This window comes from Sphingomonas sp. P4_G3 (assembly GCF_056401105.1).
The window spans coordinates 200,864-218,059 of record NZ_JBFUJZ010000004.1 but is presented as its reverse complement, the minus strand read 5'-3'; the positions used below and the strand labels follow the sequence as shown (position 1 = coordinate 218,059).

General features: G+C 65.2%; 18 protein-coding genes. 11 read left to right on the top strand and 7 right to left on the bottom strand.

The genetic code is table 11. From position 1 onward, the window contains the following. Positions 1-171: 171 nt before the first annotated feature. Genes purM through AC1DQQ_RS12855 form a run of 4 tightly spaced genes read left to right on the top strand, consistent with a single transcriptional unit; the run spans position 172 to position 2,854 of the window. Positions 172-1,266 (top strand): phosphoribosylformylglycinamidine cyclo-ligase, encoded by a 1,095-nt coding sequence (purM, locus tag AC1DQQ_RS12870; RefSeq protein WP_478045406.1) that lies wholly within the window; start codon positions 172-174, stop codon positions 1,264-1,266. Between the two features lie 36 nt (positions 1,267-1,302). Beyond that, the gene (purN, locus tag AC1DQQ_RS12865) at positions 1,303-1,857 is read left to right on the top strand and encodes a phosphoribosylglycinamide formyltransferase (protein WP_478045405.1); all 555 of its coding nucleotides are present in this window, start codon (positions 1,303-1,305) and stop codon (positions 1,855-1,857) included. Further along, positions 1,854-2,231, top strand: a complete 378-nt coding sequence (locus AC1DQQ_RS12860; RefSeq protein ID WP_478040879.1) for an MmcQ/YjbR family DNA-binding protein — start codon at positions 1,854-1,856, stop codon at positions 2,229-2,231. The genes purN and AC1DQQ_RS12860 overlap by 4 nt, the downstream gene beginning before the upstream one ends. Next, positions 2,228-2,854 (top strand): hypothetical protein, encoded by a 627-nt coding sequence (locus AC1DQQ_RS12855; RefSeq protein WP_478040878.1) that lies wholly within the window; start codon positions 2,228-2,230, stop codon positions 2,852-2,854. The genes AC1DQQ_RS12860 and AC1DQQ_RS12855 overlap by 4 nt, the downstream gene beginning before the upstream one ends. Before the next feature lie 22 nt (positions 2,855-2,876). On the opposite strand, the gene AC1DQQ_RS12850 is transcribed toward AC1DQQ_RS12855, so the two are convergent. Continuing rightward, entirely contained in the window at positions 2,877-3,386 is a 510-nt protein-coding gene (locus tag AC1DQQ_RS12850) for an N-acetyltransferase family protein (RefSeq protein ID WP_478030082.1), read from the bottom strand. A 13-nt stretch (positions 3,387-3,399) separates the two neighbouring features. Beyond that, positions 3,400-3,822, bottom strand: coding sequence for a nucleoside-diphosphate kinase (gene ndk / locus AC1DQQ_RS12845; RefSeq protein WP_478030081.1), 423 nt, complete (start codon positions 3,820-3,822; stop codon positions 3,400-3,402). A gap of 165 nt (positions 3,823-3,987) precedes the next feature. Between ndk and AC1DQQ_RS12840 the strand changes: the two genes are divergently transcribed. Then, positions 3,988-4,674, top strand: a complete 687-nt coding sequence (locus AC1DQQ_RS12840) for a hypothetical protein (RefSeq protein WP_478045404.1) — start codon at positions 3,988-3,990, stop codon at positions 4,672-4,674. A gap of 3 nt (positions 4,675-4,677) precedes the next feature. On the opposite strand, the gene AC1DQQ_RS12835 is transcribed toward AC1DQQ_RS12840, so the two are convergent. Both AC1DQQ_RS12835 and AC1DQQ_RS12830 read right to left on the bottom strand, forming a co-directional pair. Further along, the gene (locus tag AC1DQQ_RS12835; protein WP_478045403.1) at positions 4,678-5,118 is read right to left on the bottom strand and encodes a DNA polymerase III subunit chi; all 441 of its coding nucleotides are present in this window, start codon (positions 5,116-5,118) and stop codon (positions 4,678-4,680) included. A 13-nt stretch (positions 5,119-5,131) separates the two neighbouring features. Next, entirely contained in the window at positions 5,132-6,589 is a 1,458-nt protein-coding gene (locus AC1DQQ_RS12830; protein WP_478045402.1) for a leucyl aminopeptidase, read from the bottom strand. Positions 6,590-6,753: 164 nt separating this feature from the next. Here AC1DQQ_RS12830 and AC1DQQ_RS12825 point away from each other — a divergent pair, with 164 nt between their 5' ends. The 4 genes from AC1DQQ_RS12825 to rsmA all read left to right on the top strand — a co-directional run bounded on the left by AC1DQQ_RS12825 (position 6,754) and on the right by rsmA (position 12,267). Next, a complete protein-coding gene (locus AC1DQQ_RS12825) occupies positions 6,754-9,000 on the top strand; it encodes an LPS-assembly protein LptD (RefSeq protein WP_478045401.1) in 2,247 nt (748 codons plus the stop codon). 76 nt (positions 9,001-9,076) lie between these two features. Beyond that, positions 9,077-10,429 carry a peptidylprolyl isomerase gene (locus AC1DQQ_RS12820; RefSeq protein ID WP_478030076.1) on the top strand — a complete coding sequence of 451 codons (1,353 nt, stop codon included), beginning with the start codon at positions 9,077-9,079 and terminating at the stop codon, positions 10,427-10,429. Between the two features lie 15 nt (positions 10,430-10,444). After that, complete coding sequence (pdxA, locus tag AC1DQQ_RS12815) at positions 10,445-11,452, top strand: 4-hydroxythreonine-4-phosphate dehydrogenase PdxA (RefSeq protein WP_478030075.1); 1,008 nt, start codon at positions 10,445-10,447, stop codon at positions 11,450-11,452. Next, positions 11,449-12,267: a 16S rRNA (adenine(1518)-N(6)/adenine(1519)-N(6))-dimethyltransferase RsmA gene (gene rsmA / locus AC1DQQ_RS12810; protein ID WP_478045400.1), complete on the top strand. Its 819-nt coding sequence runs from the start codon at positions 11,449-11,451 to the stop codon at positions 12,265-12,267. Before pdxA ends, rsmA begins: the two co-directional genes overlap by 4 nt. A gap of 163 nt (positions 12,268-12,430) precedes the next feature. Here rsmA and AC1DQQ_RS12805 read toward each other — a convergent pair whose 3' ends face one another. Genes AC1DQQ_RS12805 through guaB form a run of 3 tightly spaced genes read right to left on the bottom strand, consistent with a single transcriptional unit; the run spans position 12,431 to position 15,614 of the window. After that, positions 12,431-12,943, bottom strand: a complete 513-nt coding sequence (locus AC1DQQ_RS12805; RefSeq protein WP_478030073.1) for a tetratricopeptide repeat protein — start codon at positions 12,941-12,943, stop codon at positions 12,431-12,433. 32 nt (positions 12,944-12,975) lie between these two features. Continuing rightward, a complete protein-coding gene (locus AC1DQQ_RS12800) occupies positions 12,976-14,160 on the bottom strand; it encodes an RsmB/NOP family class I SAM-dependent RNA methyltransferase (protein ID WP_478045399.1) in 1,185 nt (394 codons plus the stop codon). Further along, positions 14,157-15,614 (bottom strand): IMP dehydrogenase, encoded by a 1,458-nt coding sequence (gene guaB / locus AC1DQQ_RS12795; protein ID WP_478045398.1) that lies wholly within the window; start codon positions 15,612-15,614, stop codon positions 14,157-14,159. The genes AC1DQQ_RS12800 and guaB overlap by 4 nt, the downstream gene beginning before the upstream one ends. 169 nt (positions 15,615-15,783) lie before the next feature. Here guaB and AC1DQQ_RS12790 point away from each other — a divergent pair, with 169 nt between their 5' ends. Both AC1DQQ_RS12790 and AC1DQQ_RS12785 read left to right on the top strand, forming a co-directional pair. After that, positions 15,784-16,734: an SPFH domain-containing protein gene (locus AC1DQQ_RS12790; RefSeq protein ID WP_478030070.1), complete on the top strand. Its 951-nt coding sequence runs from the start codon at positions 15,784-15,786 to the stop codon at positions 16,732-16,734. A gap of 10 nt (positions 16,735-16,744) precedes the next feature. Continuing rightward, positions 16,745-17,194, top strand: a complete 450-nt coding sequence (locus tag AC1DQQ_RS12785; RefSeq protein ID WP_478040869.1) for an NfeD family protein — start codon at positions 16,745-16,747, stop codon at positions 17,192-17,194. The last annotated feature ends 2 nt before the right edge of the window (positions 17,195-17,196 follow it).

Here is a 17,196-nt window from a genome sequence, read left to right as displayed (position 1 = left end):
TGCGCCAAAATCCGCCCGCCGCTGTGCGGTTGCGCTGGGAGGCGCACCGGCGTTGTCGCTTGCTTGCGCGTAGCTCAAGGCTACGCGACTGCGCTGCGCTCCTAGCCAGCACGCCTCCCAGCGCAATCCAGGGCATTGCCAGGGGTGAATGTGCGCCCTAGTCGCGTCCGTATGAGCGAGAATGAGCCCTACACTTATGCCCAGGCGGGCGTGTCCATCGAGGCCGGAAACGCGCTGGTTCGCGCGATCGGACCACTGGCCAAGGCAACGCGTCGACCCGGCGCGGACGCCGATCTCGGCGGATTCGGCGGGTTCTTCGACCTCAGGGCGGCCGGGTTCAAGGATCCGCTGCTGGTGGCGGCGAATGACGGAGTCGGCACCAAACTGAAACTCGCGATCGACAGTGGACGCCATGACGGCGTCGGCATCGACCTCGTCGCGATGTGCGCCAACGACCTGATCGTGCAAGGCGCCGAGCCTTTATTCTTCCTCGATTATTACGCGACCGGAAAGCTCGACAATGCGGTTGCCGAGCGGGTGGTGGCGGGCATTGCCGAAGGCTGCCGCATCGCTGGCTGTGCGCTGATCGGTGGCGAGACCGCTGAAATGCCCGGCATGTATGCCGATGGCGATTACGACCTCGCCGGTTTCTGCGTCGGCGCGGTCGAGCGCGATCGCGTGCTGACTGGCAAGGACATTGCGGCCGGCGACGTGATCCTTGGACTTGCTTCGTCAGGCGTTCATTCCAACGGCTATTCGCTGGTCAGGCGATTGGCGGCGGACAGAGGCTGGAAGCTCGATCGCCCTGCCCTGTTCGACGCCGATACACTGTTGATCGACGCGCTGATGGCGCCGACGCGCATCTATGTGAAAAGCCTGCTACCGCTCATCGCCGAGGGTCGGATCAAGGGATTGGCGCATATCACCGGCGGCGGCCTGCTCGAGAATATCCCGCGCGTGCTGCCGGATGGCGCGCATGCCCGGATCGACGCCGATGGCTGGGAGCAGCCGCGGCTGATGGCGTTCCTGCAGGCACAAGGCGCGATCGAGCCCGAGGAAATGGCACGGACCTTTAATTGCGGGGTCGGGATGGCGGTCGTGGTTGCCGCGGACGATGCCGAAGCGGTGACGGCCGCCCTAATGGCTGCCGGTGAGACTGTGCTGACAATCGGAGCGATCGAGGCCGGGCAGCGCGGCTGCACGGTGACCGGCTCAGCCGGCACCTGGAGCGCGCGTGCCGACTGGACGGCGACGCATAATGCATAAGGCACTTCTCCCTTCCCGCTGGCGGGAGGGGAACGCATGAAAAAAGTCGGCATCCTGATCTCCGGCCGCGGGTCGAACATGATGGCGATCGTCGAGAATGCGGACACCGCATACGAAGTCGTGGTGGTCGCGTCGGACAAGCCCGAGGCGCCGGGCCTGATCTGGGCGCGCGAGCATGGTATCCCGACCTTCGCGCTGTCGCCCAAGGGCATCGGCAAGCTCGCCTATGAAGCGGCGATTTCCGCGGCGCTCCGCGAGGCCGGTACCGATATCATCGCGCTCGCCGGTTATATGCGGCTGCTCTCGGACGAGTTCGTCGCCGAATGGCGTGGGCGCATCATCAACATCCACCCGTCGCTGCTGCCCAAATATAAGGGCCTCGACACGCATGCGCGCGCCATCGCGGCGGGCGACGAAGAAGCGGGGTGCTCGGTGCATATCGTGACCGAGGAGCTCGACGCCGGCGAAGTGCTCGGACAAGCGCGCGTGCCGATCCTGCCCGAGGACGACGCCGACACGCTGGCCGCGCGGGTCCTGGCGGAAGAGCATCGCCTTTACCCCCAGGTTCTGGCAGATTTCGCCGCGCGATGAGTCCCGATCCCGATGCCGACCTGAAGCAGATCCGCGCGATCTGCATGACCTTCCCCGAGGCAGCCGAAAAGCTGTCGCATGGATCGCCCGCCTTTTTCATCGAGAAGGGCAAGGTCTATGCTTATTTCTGGCACAACCATCACGGCGACGGGCATACCGCCGTCATGGTCAAGACCAGCGGGCGCGAGGAACAGGCGATGCTGGTCGAGATGGACCCCGATTTCTATCATATCCCGCCCTATCTCGGCCCGTCGGGCTGGATTGGAATGGAATTGAACGGCGACGCGACCGACTGGCAACGCGTCGAGGACAGGATCGCGATGAGCTGGGAAATGGTGGCGCCGCGCCGCTTGCTGGAGGCCGGTGGGCGATGACCGACCCAGAGACGCCCATGTCGACTCCTGCCGCGGTCGAAACTCCGGCCGAGCGCGCCGAGAAGGCGGCGATCCGCCGGCGCTGGATTTCGCTGGCCGAATGGGTCGGCATCGCCGCTTTGCTGGTATCGGCTGGCGGCTTGTGGATGAGTTGGTCCGATCGCAAGGCCGATCAGGCCGAGCGCGCGACCGAGAGCAACGAGAAATCGCTCGTCGCCTTCACCGCATCCCGCAACGGGAACACTGTGCTAACGCTCAACGACCCCGATCATCGCATCCAGGAGATCGACGTCGCCTTCCCGCCGGCATTGGGAGTGGACGCGCAGACCGGACTGTCCAGCCCGCAGATCGACACAAACTGGTTCGAACGCGCCTTGCTCAAGGTCACCGACAAAGGCGCGGACGACCGTCAGGGCCGCCTGCCCGTACTGATCACCGCGACCTGGTGGGATGGCGACACCAAGAAGACCGACCGGGCAATCTATCAAGTCCGATGGAAGACAGCCGGGCGTCTGCTCGGCGGCCGCAAGCTCGAACTCGAAGGCGCCAGTCTGGCCGAACGCGGTGGGAGTCCGGCGCGGCTCGATGCCCTATGGGCGAAGGAAAAGCCGGCGGAACACTGACCGCCGACCCGGCGTCACCCGATCATAGCTGCAGCGCGTAGATCACGTCGTCGCATAAGGTAGCGCCGACCTGATACTGCCGTTCGCCGACCTTAATAAAGCCCTGCTTCTCGTAAAATGCGCGGGCGCGCTCGTTGCCGGCATAGACGCCGAGCAACATACGCTCGCCGCCCATCGCCCGCGCGTCGAGCAGCGCCTGAGCCATCAGCGCAGGGCCCAGCCCGGTGCCGTGCGCCCGCGATAGGGTATAAATGCGGCGGAGCTCGATGTCTGCGGAACTCGTTTCGATTGCGGGCAGTTCGGGCGTGGTCAGCACCGAATAGCCGATCGGCGCTCCGCCGCTCGCAATCTCTGCGACGACGACGCGGCTACCCGCCGCCTGGGCCCAAGCGCGAAATGCGTCCAGGTGATTGGCCTTGGCGCAATGCGCGACGATGTCGGGCCCTTCGAGGAGCCCGGCAAACGTCTCGAGGAAGCAGGCCGAGGCGACGAGCGACAGCGCCGCGGCATCCGCCGCGGTCGCTCGCTTCAATCGCCAACCGGCGTCAGCCGACAATTTCGTCGGGCGTGAAGAAGAACGCGATCTCGATCGCGGCATTCTCGTCCGAATCCGATCCGTGGACGGTGTTCGCCTCGATCGATTCGGCCAGCTCCTTGCGGATCGTGCCCGGCGCGGCGTTCTCGGGGTTGGTCGCGCCCATGATATCACGGTTGCGCTGCACGGCGTTCTCGCCTTCGAGCACCTGAACCACGACCGGACCCGAGATCATGAAGTCGACCAGGTCGCCGAAGAACGGGCGCTCCTTGTGGACCGCGTAGAAGCCTTCAGCCTGCTCGCGGCTCATGTGGATGCGCTTCGATGCGACGACGCGGAGACCCGCTTCTTCCAGCATCTTGGTGACCGCACCGGTGATGTTGCGGCGCGTGGCATCGGGCTTGATGATCGAAAACGTGCGGTTGGCGGCCATGGCGGTCGCTCGCTCCTCTATTGCTGGGGCTGTGGAAAACTGGCGGCTCCCTAGGCGGGGAGCGTCCGGGATGCAACCCGCGCTCGGATGCGACATGTAATCTCTACCCGCTCGGGGGATTTTGTGTCAGCCTTTGCTCCAGGGTCGATATCGGGGAGAGGATCGATGCGGTCTGCTTGGGTCATCGCCACCGCGGCCGCATTGCTGCTCGGCGGATGCGATGCGTCGCTGATGTCTAAGAATCCGCTGTTCGAGCAAGGCAAGGCCAGGCTCAAACCCGGTTTGTGGGTCATCGAGCCGAAAGATTGCCCCGCGCCGGTAGATGCCAATATTTTCGACTGGCCAGATTGCGCCAAGCCGGCGCAGGTCCGGGATGGCGAGATCAGGATCTTTTCCGGCGCAGGGCCGGTGCGACTCAAGCTCGTTTCGAGCGACGGGATGCCGATGATCCTTCAAATCTCAGCCGACAAAGATCGAATGGGCGCCGGCGCGTCCGACCTCTACAATGACGGCACGATGGACATGCCACCCGCCAAGCCTGACGACAAGAAGCCTGAAATGGCCTTTGCATATCTCGCTTTCCTGCCGTCCCCGAACGACCCGGTCACGCGTGGGATGCTGATGCCGCTTTATTGCCCCCGGGATGGCGATAGGGATCCGGACATCAGGCGCATTCCAAAGCCGGACAAAACCCAACCGGACGAATGCGAGGTGACTTCGGCCAGAGCTGTGCGTCATGTTGCCCAAAAAACCGCGTCGGATTGGCCGAAATGGCAAGCGGTCTGGATTGCCGATCAACCTTACGGACCGGCTGGTTTCGACGACGCGGTGATGAACGTTTCAAACGACTGACTATCAGGCAGCTTTCGACCAGCGCCCGTTATCGTCCTGCTTCCAGTAATTGCGCTCGACGCCGTCGCGCGTCGCGAGCGATTTCCACGCCTCGCGCGCTTCGACGATGCGGTCGCCGTCGAAGAAGTGGAACGCCCGGTCGAAATCGAGCGCTTCGTCGCGCCATCGCCCGTCGATCAGCGCGATGTTGCGTGCGGCGTTGGTGGGAACAGGCGCTTCGCAGATCAGCACCGGCTGGGCCGCGTCGTCCTCGCTTCCGGCCTGGCCGTGCGGGAGGAAGCTGTCGGCGGCGAACGTCCAGAGCAGACGATCGATCGCGGCGCGCTGGGCCGCGTCGTCGCTGACCACCAGTAACCGCCCCCCACCCGCCACCACGCGCTGGGCGATGCTGGGCAAGGCGCGGTCGAGCGGAGTGACGGTGAGGTGGTAGAAATCGACTTGCATGTCGGACCGGCGTTCAGCTCTCGTAATTGTCGGCGACGAAGCGGTCGAGCAGGCGCACGCCATAGCCGGTCGCGCCCTTGTCATAAGTGTTGCCGGCCTTGTCGGCCCAGACCATGCCCGCAATGTCGAGATGCGCCCATTTGACGCCGGGCTCGACGAAGCGTCCGATGAACTGTGCGGCGGTGATCGACCCGGCACCGCGCGGACCGACGTTCTTCATGTCGGCGATCGGCGAGTCGATCAGCTTGTTGTACGCGTCGCTCATCGGGAAGCGCCACAACAGGTCGCCCGAGGCGCGGCCGGCAGCGAGCAACTGATCGGCCAGCGCGTCGTCATTCGAGAAGACGCCGGCATGCTCGTTGCCCAGGCTGATGATCATCGCCCCAGTCAGGGTGGCGAGGTCGACGATCGCCTTGGGATGATGCGTGCGCTGCACCCAGGTGACGCAATCGCACAGCACCAGCCGCCCCTCGGCGTCGGTGTTGAGCACTTCGATCGTCTGTCCGGACATCGAGGTCAGGATGTCGCCCGGCCGGATCGCGTTGCCGTCGGGCATGTTCTCGACCAGGCCGCACACGCCGATCACGTTCGCCTTGGCCTTGCGCGAGGCCAGCGCCTTCATCGCGCCGACCACCGCACCGGCGCCGCCCATGTCCCACTTCATGTCTTCCATGCCGGGCCCGGGCTTGAGCGAAATGCCGCCGGTGTCGAACGTCACCCCCTTGCCGACCAAGGCGAGATCGGGATCGCCCGCGCCCTTGCCGCTCCATTTGAGTGCCAGCAGGCGCCCTTCCCTGGCCGATCCTTGCGCGACTCCCAGGAGCGCGCCCATGCCCAACTCAGCCATTTGGTCGGGGCCGAGCACGGTGACTTCGAGGCCCAATCCCTCGACGCTCGCCAGCACGCGCTCGACGAACGTTTCCGGATAGACGACGTTGGGCGGTTCCGCGACGAGCGTGCGCGTAAGGTCGAGGCCGCCAGTGACTGCCTGATTGTGCTGCCACGCAGTGTCGGCTCCATCGGGAGCGCCGACGATCGTCGCTTCCGCCAATGTCGGCTTCTGCTTTTCTGTCAGCTTGGTGCGATAGGTATCGATCCGCCACGCGCGTTGGGCGAGCGCACCCGCGAACCGTCCGACCGCCGCAGGGCTGGGCTGGACCGCACCGAGATCGATCGCCGCGCTGATCGCGTTGGTCAGCAACCGCGCGGTGACCGCGCCTCCCGCCCGCTCCCAATCCGTCTCGTTGCCGTCGCCGACCCCTAGCAACAGGATGCGCTTCACCGCGCCATCGACACCGACAAACGCTTCGGCAATCGAGCCCGCTTCGCCTTCGAACCGCGCTGCCGCGGCGGTCGCGGCGAGCACTTCCTGACCGGTACGACCGCCAATCGCCGTGTCGAGCCCGTTCTTTTGCACCGGGATAACCAGCGCATCGGCGACAGGAGGTGTGGCGGCGAACTCGATCTTCATGGACTGCAACCTCAATCAAAAACACGAAATGCGTGCTGGACGCGCCTCTCTAGGCCGCTATTGCGCTGGCTGCAAAGGCCGGCCCCGGCGATTGCGGATCGGCGGCATGGATGCGATACCGGCGGCCCGGCAGTCAGGGACCGTCGCCGGAAAAAGGGTGTTTGGTGATCGTCACGCGTTCCGCATTTCTGGCCGGCTCGGCGATTCTTCTCGCGCTTGCGGCCGCGACACCGGCTTGCGCGCAAGATCTTCAGGACCGCCCGGTCGAGGTGCCGCCGCCGTCCGAAGCACCGGCATCGACCGATCCCGACCAGGTGCAATTCTCCGCCACCACGCTGCAATACGACACCGACACCGAGATCGTCACGGCGACCGGCGACGTGCGGATGTATCGCCAGGGCGACAAGTTGCGCGCCGACAAGGTGGTCTGGAACCGCAAGACGGGCAAAGTGACGGCGATCGGCAATATCGCGGTCACCAATCCCCAAGGCGACACGGCCTATGGCGATCAGATCGACCTGACCGATACGCTCAAGGACGGCGTCGTCGACAATATGCTCGTCGTGCTCGAACAGGGCGGACGACTGGCCGCGGTCAAGGGCGAGCGTAGCGAGAGCGGCGTCGTCACCTTGCGCCAGGCCGCCTATACGCCCTGTTCCGTGACCGATTCCGGCGGATGTCCCAAGGAACCATCGTGGAAGGTCACCGCGGTCAAGGTCGTCTATCGCCCCGATCGCGAACGCATCTATTTCACCGGCGCGCGCTTCAACTTGTTCGGTTTCGCCACCGTTCCGCTGCCCAAATTGTCGACCCCGGTCGGCAACGGTGCGCAAAGCGGGATTCTCAGCCCGGATATCCGCTACAGCCGCACCAACGGGTTCGAGGTCGGCGTCCCTTATTATTTCCGGCTGGCCGACAATAAGGGCCTGACCATCACGCCGCGGCTGTTCACCAGCGTCGCGCCGATGATCCAGGCCGAATATGAGCAATTGTCGACCAAGGGCGCGTTCAAGATCACCGGTTACGGCACGGTATCGCCGCGAAGCGATCTACTCGCGACACCCACGCCGGCGACGACCGAGAATGCGTTCCGCGGTTACCTGGACGGTGTCGCACGGTATCAGCTCGATCCCAATTGGTCGATCTCCGGCTCGCTCAGGATCACCACCGACCGTACGTTCCTGCGCCGCTACGAAATCTCCAACGACGATCGCCTCCGCTCGACCTTCAGCGTCGAGCGGATCGACGCCAATAGCTATTTCGCGATCAACGGCTGGCTGGTGCAGACTTTACGGCTCGGCGACCGCCAGGGACTGCAGCCGATCGCGCTGCCTGAATTCGACTATCGCCGGCGGATCGATGGCATTCTCGGCGGCCGCCTCAACCTCCAGGCCAACACGCTCAGCATCGCGCGCACCGCTGGGCAGGATACGCAGCGCGCCTTTGTCAGCGCGCAATGGGATTTGCGCCGCATCACGCCCTGGGGTCAGGAAGTGACGCTGACCGCCTTTGCGCGCGGCGATCTCTACAATGCCAGCGACACGGCCGCGACCACGGTCATCAGCTATCGCGGTCAGAACGGCTTCCACGCACGCGCCATCGCGGCGCTGGCACTCGACGTCAAATGGCCGCTAATCGGCGAGTTCCTCGGCGGCACGCAGCGACTGACGCCGCGGTTCCAGGTCGTCGCCTCGCCACCGACTCCAAACCTCAAGGTTCCCAACGAGGATGCGCGCGCCGTCGACCTCGAGGATTCGAACCTGTTCGCGCTCAACCGCTTCCCCGGTTACGACCGGTGGGAGGATTCGACGCGTTTCACCTACGGCCTGGATTATTCGCTCGATCTGCCGGGTATCGCGATCAACGCGACGATCGGGCAGAGCTATCGGTTGTCGAGCAAGCCGACGATCTTCCCCGACGGCACCGGTCTGACCGATCGCTGGTCCGACGTCGTCGGCCGGACCGAGGTGCGGTTCCGCGACTTCGTTTCGTTCATTCACCGCTATCGGCTCGACAAGGACAATCTGGCGATCCGCCGTAACGAGGTCGACGCGACGGTCGGCACCAAGCGCACCTATTTGCTGTTCGGTTATCTTCGCCTCAATCGCAATATCGCCCCGACGCTGGAGGATTTGCGCGATCGTGAGGAATTGCGTCTCGGCGCGCGGGTCGGGTTCGCACGCTTCTGGTCGATCTTCGGGTCGACGACGATCGATCTGACCGACAAGAACGAAGATCCGCAATCACTAGCCGACGGCTTCGATCCGATCCGACACCGGCTTGGCGTGCAATATGAAGACGATTGCCTGCGCCTCGGCCTGACCTGGAAACGCGACTATCAGGATACTGGCGACGCCCGGGCCGGCAACAGCTTCCTGTTGACGCTGGCGTTCAAGAATTTGGGTCGCTAAGCATGCGTTCATGCGAAATCGGGCAGGCGTAAACGGTTTGTCGGGTGCGCCCGGTTGTTCATGGGGTTTCTTTCAGGTGAAAATTTTCTCGACTTCGGCGCGCATCGCGCTTGCGCTTGGTGCCGGCGCGATGATGGCGGCGAGCAGCGCCTCGATCGCCCAGACCGTGCCCGATAGCGGCGTGCCGCAAACCGGCCTGGATATTCCGGAGAACCTCCAGATCTTCGGCAAGCTCGATCCCAATGTTCGCAAGCCGACCGCGATCGTCAATGGCGTGGTGATCACCGGCACCGATGTCGACCAGCGGATGGCGCTGATCATCGCCGCCAACCAGTATCAGCTCAACGACCAGGAGCGCGATCAGCTGCGGCTGATGGTGCTGCGCGGCCTGATCGACGAAGTGCTGCAGATTCAGGAAGCCAAGACCAACGACATCACGATCACCTCGGCAGAAATCGACCAGGCGCTCGGCCGCGTCGCCAAGAATTTCAACCAGCCGCCGGAAAAGTTCGCCGCCTTCCTGCGCTCGATCGGATCGTCGGAACGATCGGTGCGCAAGCAGATCGAGGGCGAACTCGCCTGGCAGCGTTATCTTCGCCGCACGGTCGAACCGCGCGTCAACGTCAGCGAAGAGGAAGTGCAATCGATCCTCGACCGCATGACCAAGGACAAGGGCACGGAGGAATATCACCTCTACGAAATCTACAAGAGCGCGGGAACCAACCCGCAAGCCGTCGTCGCCGGCATGCAGGACATGATGCAGCAGATGAAGGACGGCAAGCAGACGTTCCGATACTTCGCCCAGACGCAGTCGGAAACGACGACGGGACCGAGCGGAGGCGACCTCGGCTGGGTTCGCGCCGCGATGCTGCCCGCCGAAATCGCGACCGCTGCGTCGCAGATGCAGCCGGGGCAGCTTGCCGGTCCGATCGAGCTTCCGGGCGGTTTTGACATCCTGTTCCTCCAGGAAAAGCGGCAGGTACTCGGGATCGATCCGCTCGCGGCAAAGCTCAGCCTGAAGCAGATCAAGATCACGTTCCCGGCCGGGACGACCCAGGAACAGGCGCAAGGCCGCGCCGCCGAGTTCGCCAAGGCGACCCAGGCGATCAACGGCTGCGGCGCCGCCAACCAGGCGGCGGCGGGCATGGGCGCGGAAATCGTCGACAACGATTCGCTGACCGTACGCGATTTGCCGCAGGCCTTGCAGCAGATGGTCCTGAGTATGCAGATCGGCCAGGCGACGCCACCGTTCGGATCGCCGTCCGAGGGCGTCAGCGTCCTCGTGCTGTGCGGGCGAGACGACGCCAAGGCGCCGACGCTGCCCAACGCGGCCGACCTGCAATATAAGATGGAACAGGACCGCGTGAACAAACGCGCGCAGAAGATCCTGCGCGACCTCAGGCGCGACGCCATCGTCGAGTATCGTTGACGGAGAGGCCCTAACATGACCGCCCTTCCCCCGCTGGCAGTCGCGATGGGCGACCCTGCCGGGGTCGGTCCGGAGATCATCGCCAAGGCCTGGGCGCGCCGGCGCGAGGAACGGTTGCTGCCGTTTTTCGCGGTCGGCGACGTTCGCGCAATCGCGCGCGTCTGGGACGGCCCGGTCGCGCATATCGATTCGCCGAGCGGCGCGTTTGCCGCATTCGACGGCGCCTTGCCCGTGCTGAGCGTGGAAGACGGCGGAGAAATCGTTCCCGGACGCCCGGACCTGGAGGGAGCGCGTTGCGCGCTGCATTCGCTCGAACTGGCAACCGGGCTGACCCGATCGGGCGCCGCCGGTGCGCTGGTCACGGGGCCGGTATCGAAGGCACAGCTCTATCAGATCGGCTTCACCCATCCCGGCCAGACCGAGTTCGTCGCCGAACGGGTCGGCGTCGCCGCCAGCACGACGGTCATGATGCTCGCCGGCCCGACCTTGCGCGTGGTGCCAGTGACGACCCATGTCGCGCTCCGCCAGGTGCCTGGCCTGATCACCACCGGGCTGCTCGTGGCGAAGGCGCTGGTCACTGCCCGGGCGCTGGTGCGCGACTTCGGCATCGCCAGCCCGAGATTGGCCTTTGCCGGCCTCAACCCGCACGCCGGCGAACAAGGCGCGATCGGACGCGAAGAGATCGACGTGATCATCCCGGCGGTCGAAGCGCTGGTCGCGCAGGGAATCGACGCGACCGGCCCGATGGCCGCCGATACGATGTTCCACGCGCGCGCCCGGGCAACCTATGATGCGGCGATCTGCTGCTATCACGACCAGGCGCTGGTGCCGCTCAAGACGCTGCATTTCGACGAAGGCGTCAACATCACGCTTGGCTTGCCGATCGTACGGACCTCGCCCGATCACGGCACGGCGTTCGGCATTGCCGGCCAGGACCGCGCCGAGCCGGGTGCGATGATTGCCGCCCTCCGCCTCGCCGCCGAAGCCGCCCAGCGCCGCGCCGACGCGCTCGTCGCGGCGTGACTCCCGACCTTCCGCCGCTGCGCGAGGTCATCGCGCGTCATGGCCTGTCGGCGTCGAAGGCACTCGGCCAGAACTTCCTGTTCGATGGCCAGTTGCTCGCGCGGATCGCGGCGATCCCCGGCGACCTGACCGATGCCGAGATACTGGAAGTTGGTCCCGGCCCGGGCGGCCTGACTCGTGCCTTGCTCGCTGCCGGGGCTCGCGTCACGGCGATCGAACGCGACCGGCGCTGCCTGCCCGCGCTCGCCGAACTCGAAGTCGCCTATCCGGACAAGCTCAGGGTAATCGAGGGCGATGCACTTGAGGTCGACGCGCCCGCGCTGTTCGCGGGCCGGCCGCATATCGTCTCCAACCTGCCCTATAATGTCGGCACCGCCTTGCTCGTCCGCTGGCTGTCGGCCGATTGGCAGCCCTGGTGGCAAAGCCTGACATTGATGTTCCAGCGCGAGGTGGCCGAACGGATCGTCGCCACCACCGACAGCGACGCTTATGGCCGGCTGGCCGTGCTCGCGCAGTGGCGGTCATCGGCACGGATCGCGATGAACGTCCATCGCTCGGCGTTCACGCCACCGCCCAAGGTGATGTCGGCGGTCGTGCATATCGTGCCCAGCGAGCAGCCTGACGGCGTGGAGTTCGCCAAGCTCGAACGCATGACCGCCGCGGCGTTCGGGCAGCGCCGGAAGATGTTGCGGCAGAGTCTGAAGAGTGTGCCCGGGGCATTGGAAGCACTCGAGAAAGTCGGCATCGACCCAGCACGCCGAGCGGAGACGGTATCGGTCGGAGAGTTCATCGCGCTCGCGCGGTGCCTTTCCTGAACGCTAAGACCCTCTCCCGCGCGCGGGAGAGGGAGGGGCCCGCCGCCGCAGGCGGGGGGAGGGTGAGGGTCTTCTTTCTTCTTCTGTCTCGGCACACGCTTGGAAGAAGAAAGAAGACCCTCACCCAAACCCTCTCCCGCTTGCGGGAGAAGGCTTTTAAGCCCTACTTCTTCTCCGCGTCCGGTTTGTCGGGAACCTTGGTCGCGACCTCCACGCTCGGCGGCGGCCCCTTGGCGATGGCCGAGGCCAAGGTCGTTGCCTCGGGGCACGGCTTCTTCCCGCACAAGGTCTTGATCCGCGTCAGATTCTCGCGTGCGGCTTCCATCGCGCCCTTGGCGACCAAAGCCTCACCCTGACCCCGCAACGCGGTCACGTCATTGGGTTCGATCGTCAACGCCTCGCGGTACAACCGGATCGCCTTGCCGGGCAGACCCTGGCGCGTCGCGACGGTCGCGAGTTCGAGGAAAGCGGCACGGTTGCGCGGGTCGACCGCCAGCGCGGTTTCGATCAGGTCGGTCGCACCATCGAGATTTCCCGACGCGGCCGCGGCGCGGCCCTGCATCAGCAAGGCCATCGACCGCGGGTCGATCTGCGCATCGGCGCGCTGGCCTTGCAAGGAAGTCGAAACGCTCAATCCCGCCAAGGCGATTGCGAGCGCTACGGGCGAAAAACGCATGATCGTCTCCACACGGGGCACAATGCCACCGGCTAGCATGGCCGGATCAGCCGCGCGACAAAAAAGCCGTCGGTAGCATCGTACGCCGGGGTGAGGCGTTTGCCGGCGCCGCACGGGCGCCCCTGTTCGATTGGCTCCTCGGCGGTCCAGCTGGGGTGATCAGCGAGGAAGCGGTCGACCTGCCCTGCCCCTTCCGCGTCGAGCAGCGAGCAGACGATATAGACCAGTGCGCCACCCGGACGGACGAGCGTGGCGCCGAGATCGAGCAAGCGGGACTGCGTCGCCGCCAGGCGGGCGATCCGTGGCGGGCTCAAGCGCCAGCGTGCTTCCGGGTTGCGTCTCCATGTGCCCGTGCCCGAACATGGCGCATCGATCAGCACGACATCGGCGCGATCGGTCCAATCCTCGAGCGCGGCCGCCTCGCGATCGCCGTCAAGCAACCGCGTCTCGATGATCGTCACGCCCGCGCGCTCGGCGCGGGGCGCAAGGCGCGACAATCGAGTGCGATCGACATCGGTCGCGAGCACCACCCCACGATTGTCCATCGCGGCGGCCAGCGTCAGTGCCTTGCCGCCTGCCCCGGCGCACAGGTCGATCACTCGCATGCCGGGTTCCGCGCGCGCTGCCGCGGCCACCAACTGGCTGCCGACATCCTGGATTTCGATCAGCCCGGCCTGCCATGCCGGCATCTGATCGACCATGGTTCCGGTCGGGAGCCGCAACGCATCGGGCGCGCCGTCGACCAAAGCTGCCTCGGCGAACTGCTCGGCCAGTTCGGCGGGCGTGGTCCGCAGCCGATTGACGCGGAGGTCGAGCGGCGCACGATCGATCAGACTGTCGATATCGGCTTGATCTAGCCCCGATTCCGCCAATCGCCGGCCCAGCCAGCCCGGCACGCGCGCTTCGACCGCGCGCGGTTCGTCGGGATCGATCGCCGGCGGGGCATGCGCCGAGCCGTCGAACAACGCGGCGACCTTCGGATCGATATCGGCGAGCGCGACCATCGCGGCACGTCCCGATGCCGGCGGCTCGCCGAAACGGCGAATGGCTTCATAGACCAGCTCGCGCACCGCGCGGCGATCCTTCGATCCGGCATAGCGCCGCGTCGCGAAATAGCGAGCGATCAGCGTGTCCGCAGCCGCGCCGCCTTCGCGCGCGGCGGCGATGACGGCATCGAGTAACTCGATCGCCGCCGCCAGGCGTGCACCCGGCGTCATCGCGTGGGGTAATTCGGCGCCTCGCGCGTGATCGTCACGTCGTGGACATGGCTTTCCTGTAGCCCCGCGCCGGTGATCTGGACGAATTGCGCGCGCTTCTGGAGTTCGGCGATCGTCTGCGATCCGGTATAGCCCATCGCCGCGCGAATGCCGCCGACCAGCTGATGAATGACGTCGCGCGCCGGTCCCTTGAACGCGACCTGGCCCTCGATTCCTTCGGGCACCAGCTTCATCTGGTCCTTGATGTCGCCCTGGAAATAGCGGTCGGCCGATCCCCTGCCCATCGCGCCGACCGAGCCCATGCCGCGATACGATTTGTAGGCGCGACCTTGGTACAGGAAGGTGTCGCCCGGAGCCTCTTCGGTACCGGCAAGCAACGATCCGATCATGCAGGACGACGCACCCGCCGCCAGCGCCTTGGCCATGTCGCCCGAGGTGCGGATGCCACCATCGGCGATCACCGGGACACCGGCCTTCGCCGCTTCCTCGGCACAATCCATCACCGCGGTCAGCTGCGGCACGCCCACGCCGGCGACCACGCGCGTCGTGCAGATCGATCCCGGCCCGATCCCGACCTTGATCCCGTCGGCGCCCGCATCGATCAGCGCGCGCGTCGCTTCGCCCGTCGCGACATTGCCCGCGATGACCTGCACCGAGTTCGACAATTTCTTCACGCGCTCGACCGCACGGGCGACGTCCTTGTTGTGGCCATGGGCGGTATCGATCACCACCAGATCGAGCTCGGCATCGACCAAAGCTGCGGTGCGCTCGAACCCCTTATCCCCGACCGTGGTCGCGGCGGCGACGCGCAGCCGGCCCGCCTCGTCCTTGGTCGCGTCGGGGTAGGTGACCGCTTTCTCGATATCCTTGACGGTGATTAGCCCGACGCATTTGTAATCGTCGTCGACCACCAGCAGCTTTTCGATCCGGCGCTGGTGGAGCAGATGCCGAGCCTCTTCGTGCCGGACTCCGATCGATGCAGTCGCCAGATTATCCTTGGTCATCAATTCGGACACCGGCTGTTTCGGATTGCCGGCGAAGCGCACGTCGCGGTTGGTCAGGATACCGACCAATTTGCCGTCGGCCTCGGTCACCGGAATGCCGCTGATGCGGTGATGCGCCATCAGGGCCTGCGCCTCGGCCAAAGTCGCATTGGGGGCGATAGTGATCGGGTTGACCACCATGCCGCTTTCATAGCGCTTGACCGCGCGAACCGCGGCGACCTGTTCCTCGACCGACAAATTGCGGTGGAGCACGCCGATCCCGCCCAATTGCGCCATGACGATCGCCATGTCCGCTTCGGTCACCGTGTCCATCGCCGAGGACAGGATCGGGATCGATAGCGCGATGCCACGGGTCAGGCGCGTGCTGGTGTCGGCCCCGCTCGGCAAGACGTCGGACTCCCCTGGTACGAGCAATACGTCGTCAAAGGTCAGGCCGAGGCGGATATTCATGGGGAGTGCCAATCTCTCGAATCGAGGGTTGGCGGTCCATGTAAACGCGGGCCGCCGGATAAGCTAGGGGCGCGGAGAGCTAGTCGCATTTCGCTATATTGGTGCCCGCGATCTGCTACTATCGCAACGAGTTCGGCGTTGGCCGATCGGGCTTTGGGGGGAAGTTGTAATGGGTGCAATCATCGGATTGCTGGCGGGCGTGCTGGTGGTGATCTACCTGCTCAGCTCGATCAAGGTCGTGCGCCAGGGGTATCAATATACCGTCGAGCGCTTCGGCAAGTTCACTTATGTGGCGCAACCCGGCCTGACCTTCATCACGCCGATGTTCGACCGCATCGGCCGCCGCGTGAACATGATGGAGCAGGTGCTCGATATTCCGGGCCAGGAGATCATCACCAAGGACAATGCCATGGTCGCCGTCGACGGCGTGGTGTTCTTCCAGGTGCTCGACGCGGCGAAGGCAGCCTATGAGGTCAGCGACCTCTATGTCGCGATCATGCAGCTGGCGACGACCAATCTGCGCACTGTGATGGGCTCGATGGACCTCGACGAATTGCTGTCCAAGCGCGACGAGATCAACGCGCGGCTACTCTCGGTGGTCGATCACGCGACCGAGGCCTGGGGCGTCAAGATCACGCGCGTGGAGTTGAAGGACATTCGTCCGCCTGCCGACATCGTCAACGCAATGACTCGCCAGATGAAGGCCGAGCGCGAAAAGCGCGCGACGATCCTCGAGTCCGAAGCTGCCCGTCAGAACGAAATCAACCGCGCCGAGGGTCAGAAGCAGGCGCAAATCCTGGAGGCCGAGGGTCGCAAGGAAGCGGCGTTCCGCGACGCCGAGGCGCGCGAACGCTCCGCCCAGGCCGAAGCCACCGCGACCAAGATGGTGTCGGACGCTATCGAAGGCGGCAGCACCCAGGCGATCAACTATTTCATCGCGCAGAAATATGTCGAGGCAATCGGGCTGTTCGCGACCTCGCCCAATGCCAAGACGATCCTGTTCCCGGTCGAGGCGACGCAATTGATGGGCACGTTGGGTGGCATCGGCGAATTGGCGCGCGATGCGCTGGGCACCCCTGCGGGCTCACCGGGCAACCCTTCGGCACCGCGGACACGATAGGAATATCATCATGACGCTGTTCGGATTGGAGTGGAGCTTGGGCGCCTTGTGGCTCGCCGCCGCACTGGCACTGGCGATCGCGGAATTGATCGCGCCGGGATTCTTCATGATCTTCATCGCCGCCGGTGCGGCGCTGACCGGGTTCGTCGTGCTGGTGATCCCGGGACTGGGCTGGATCGTGCAGGCTTTATTGTTCGCAGCGTTCAGCGCGGCTGCCGTCGCGATCGGCCGGCGATGGTATCATCGCGACCGCTTGGCCAGCCCTTCGCACGGATTGAACGACCGCACCGCCAAACTGATCGGCAAGACCGTCGAGGTATGCGAGGCGATCGTCGCCGGCGAAGGTCGAGTCAAGGTGGGTGACGGCGCCTGGAGCGCCACGGGACCGGATGCGCCCGCCGGGGCACTCGTGCGGATCACGGGTGCCACCGGGAGCGTCTTATCGGTCGAGCTCGCCTGAGC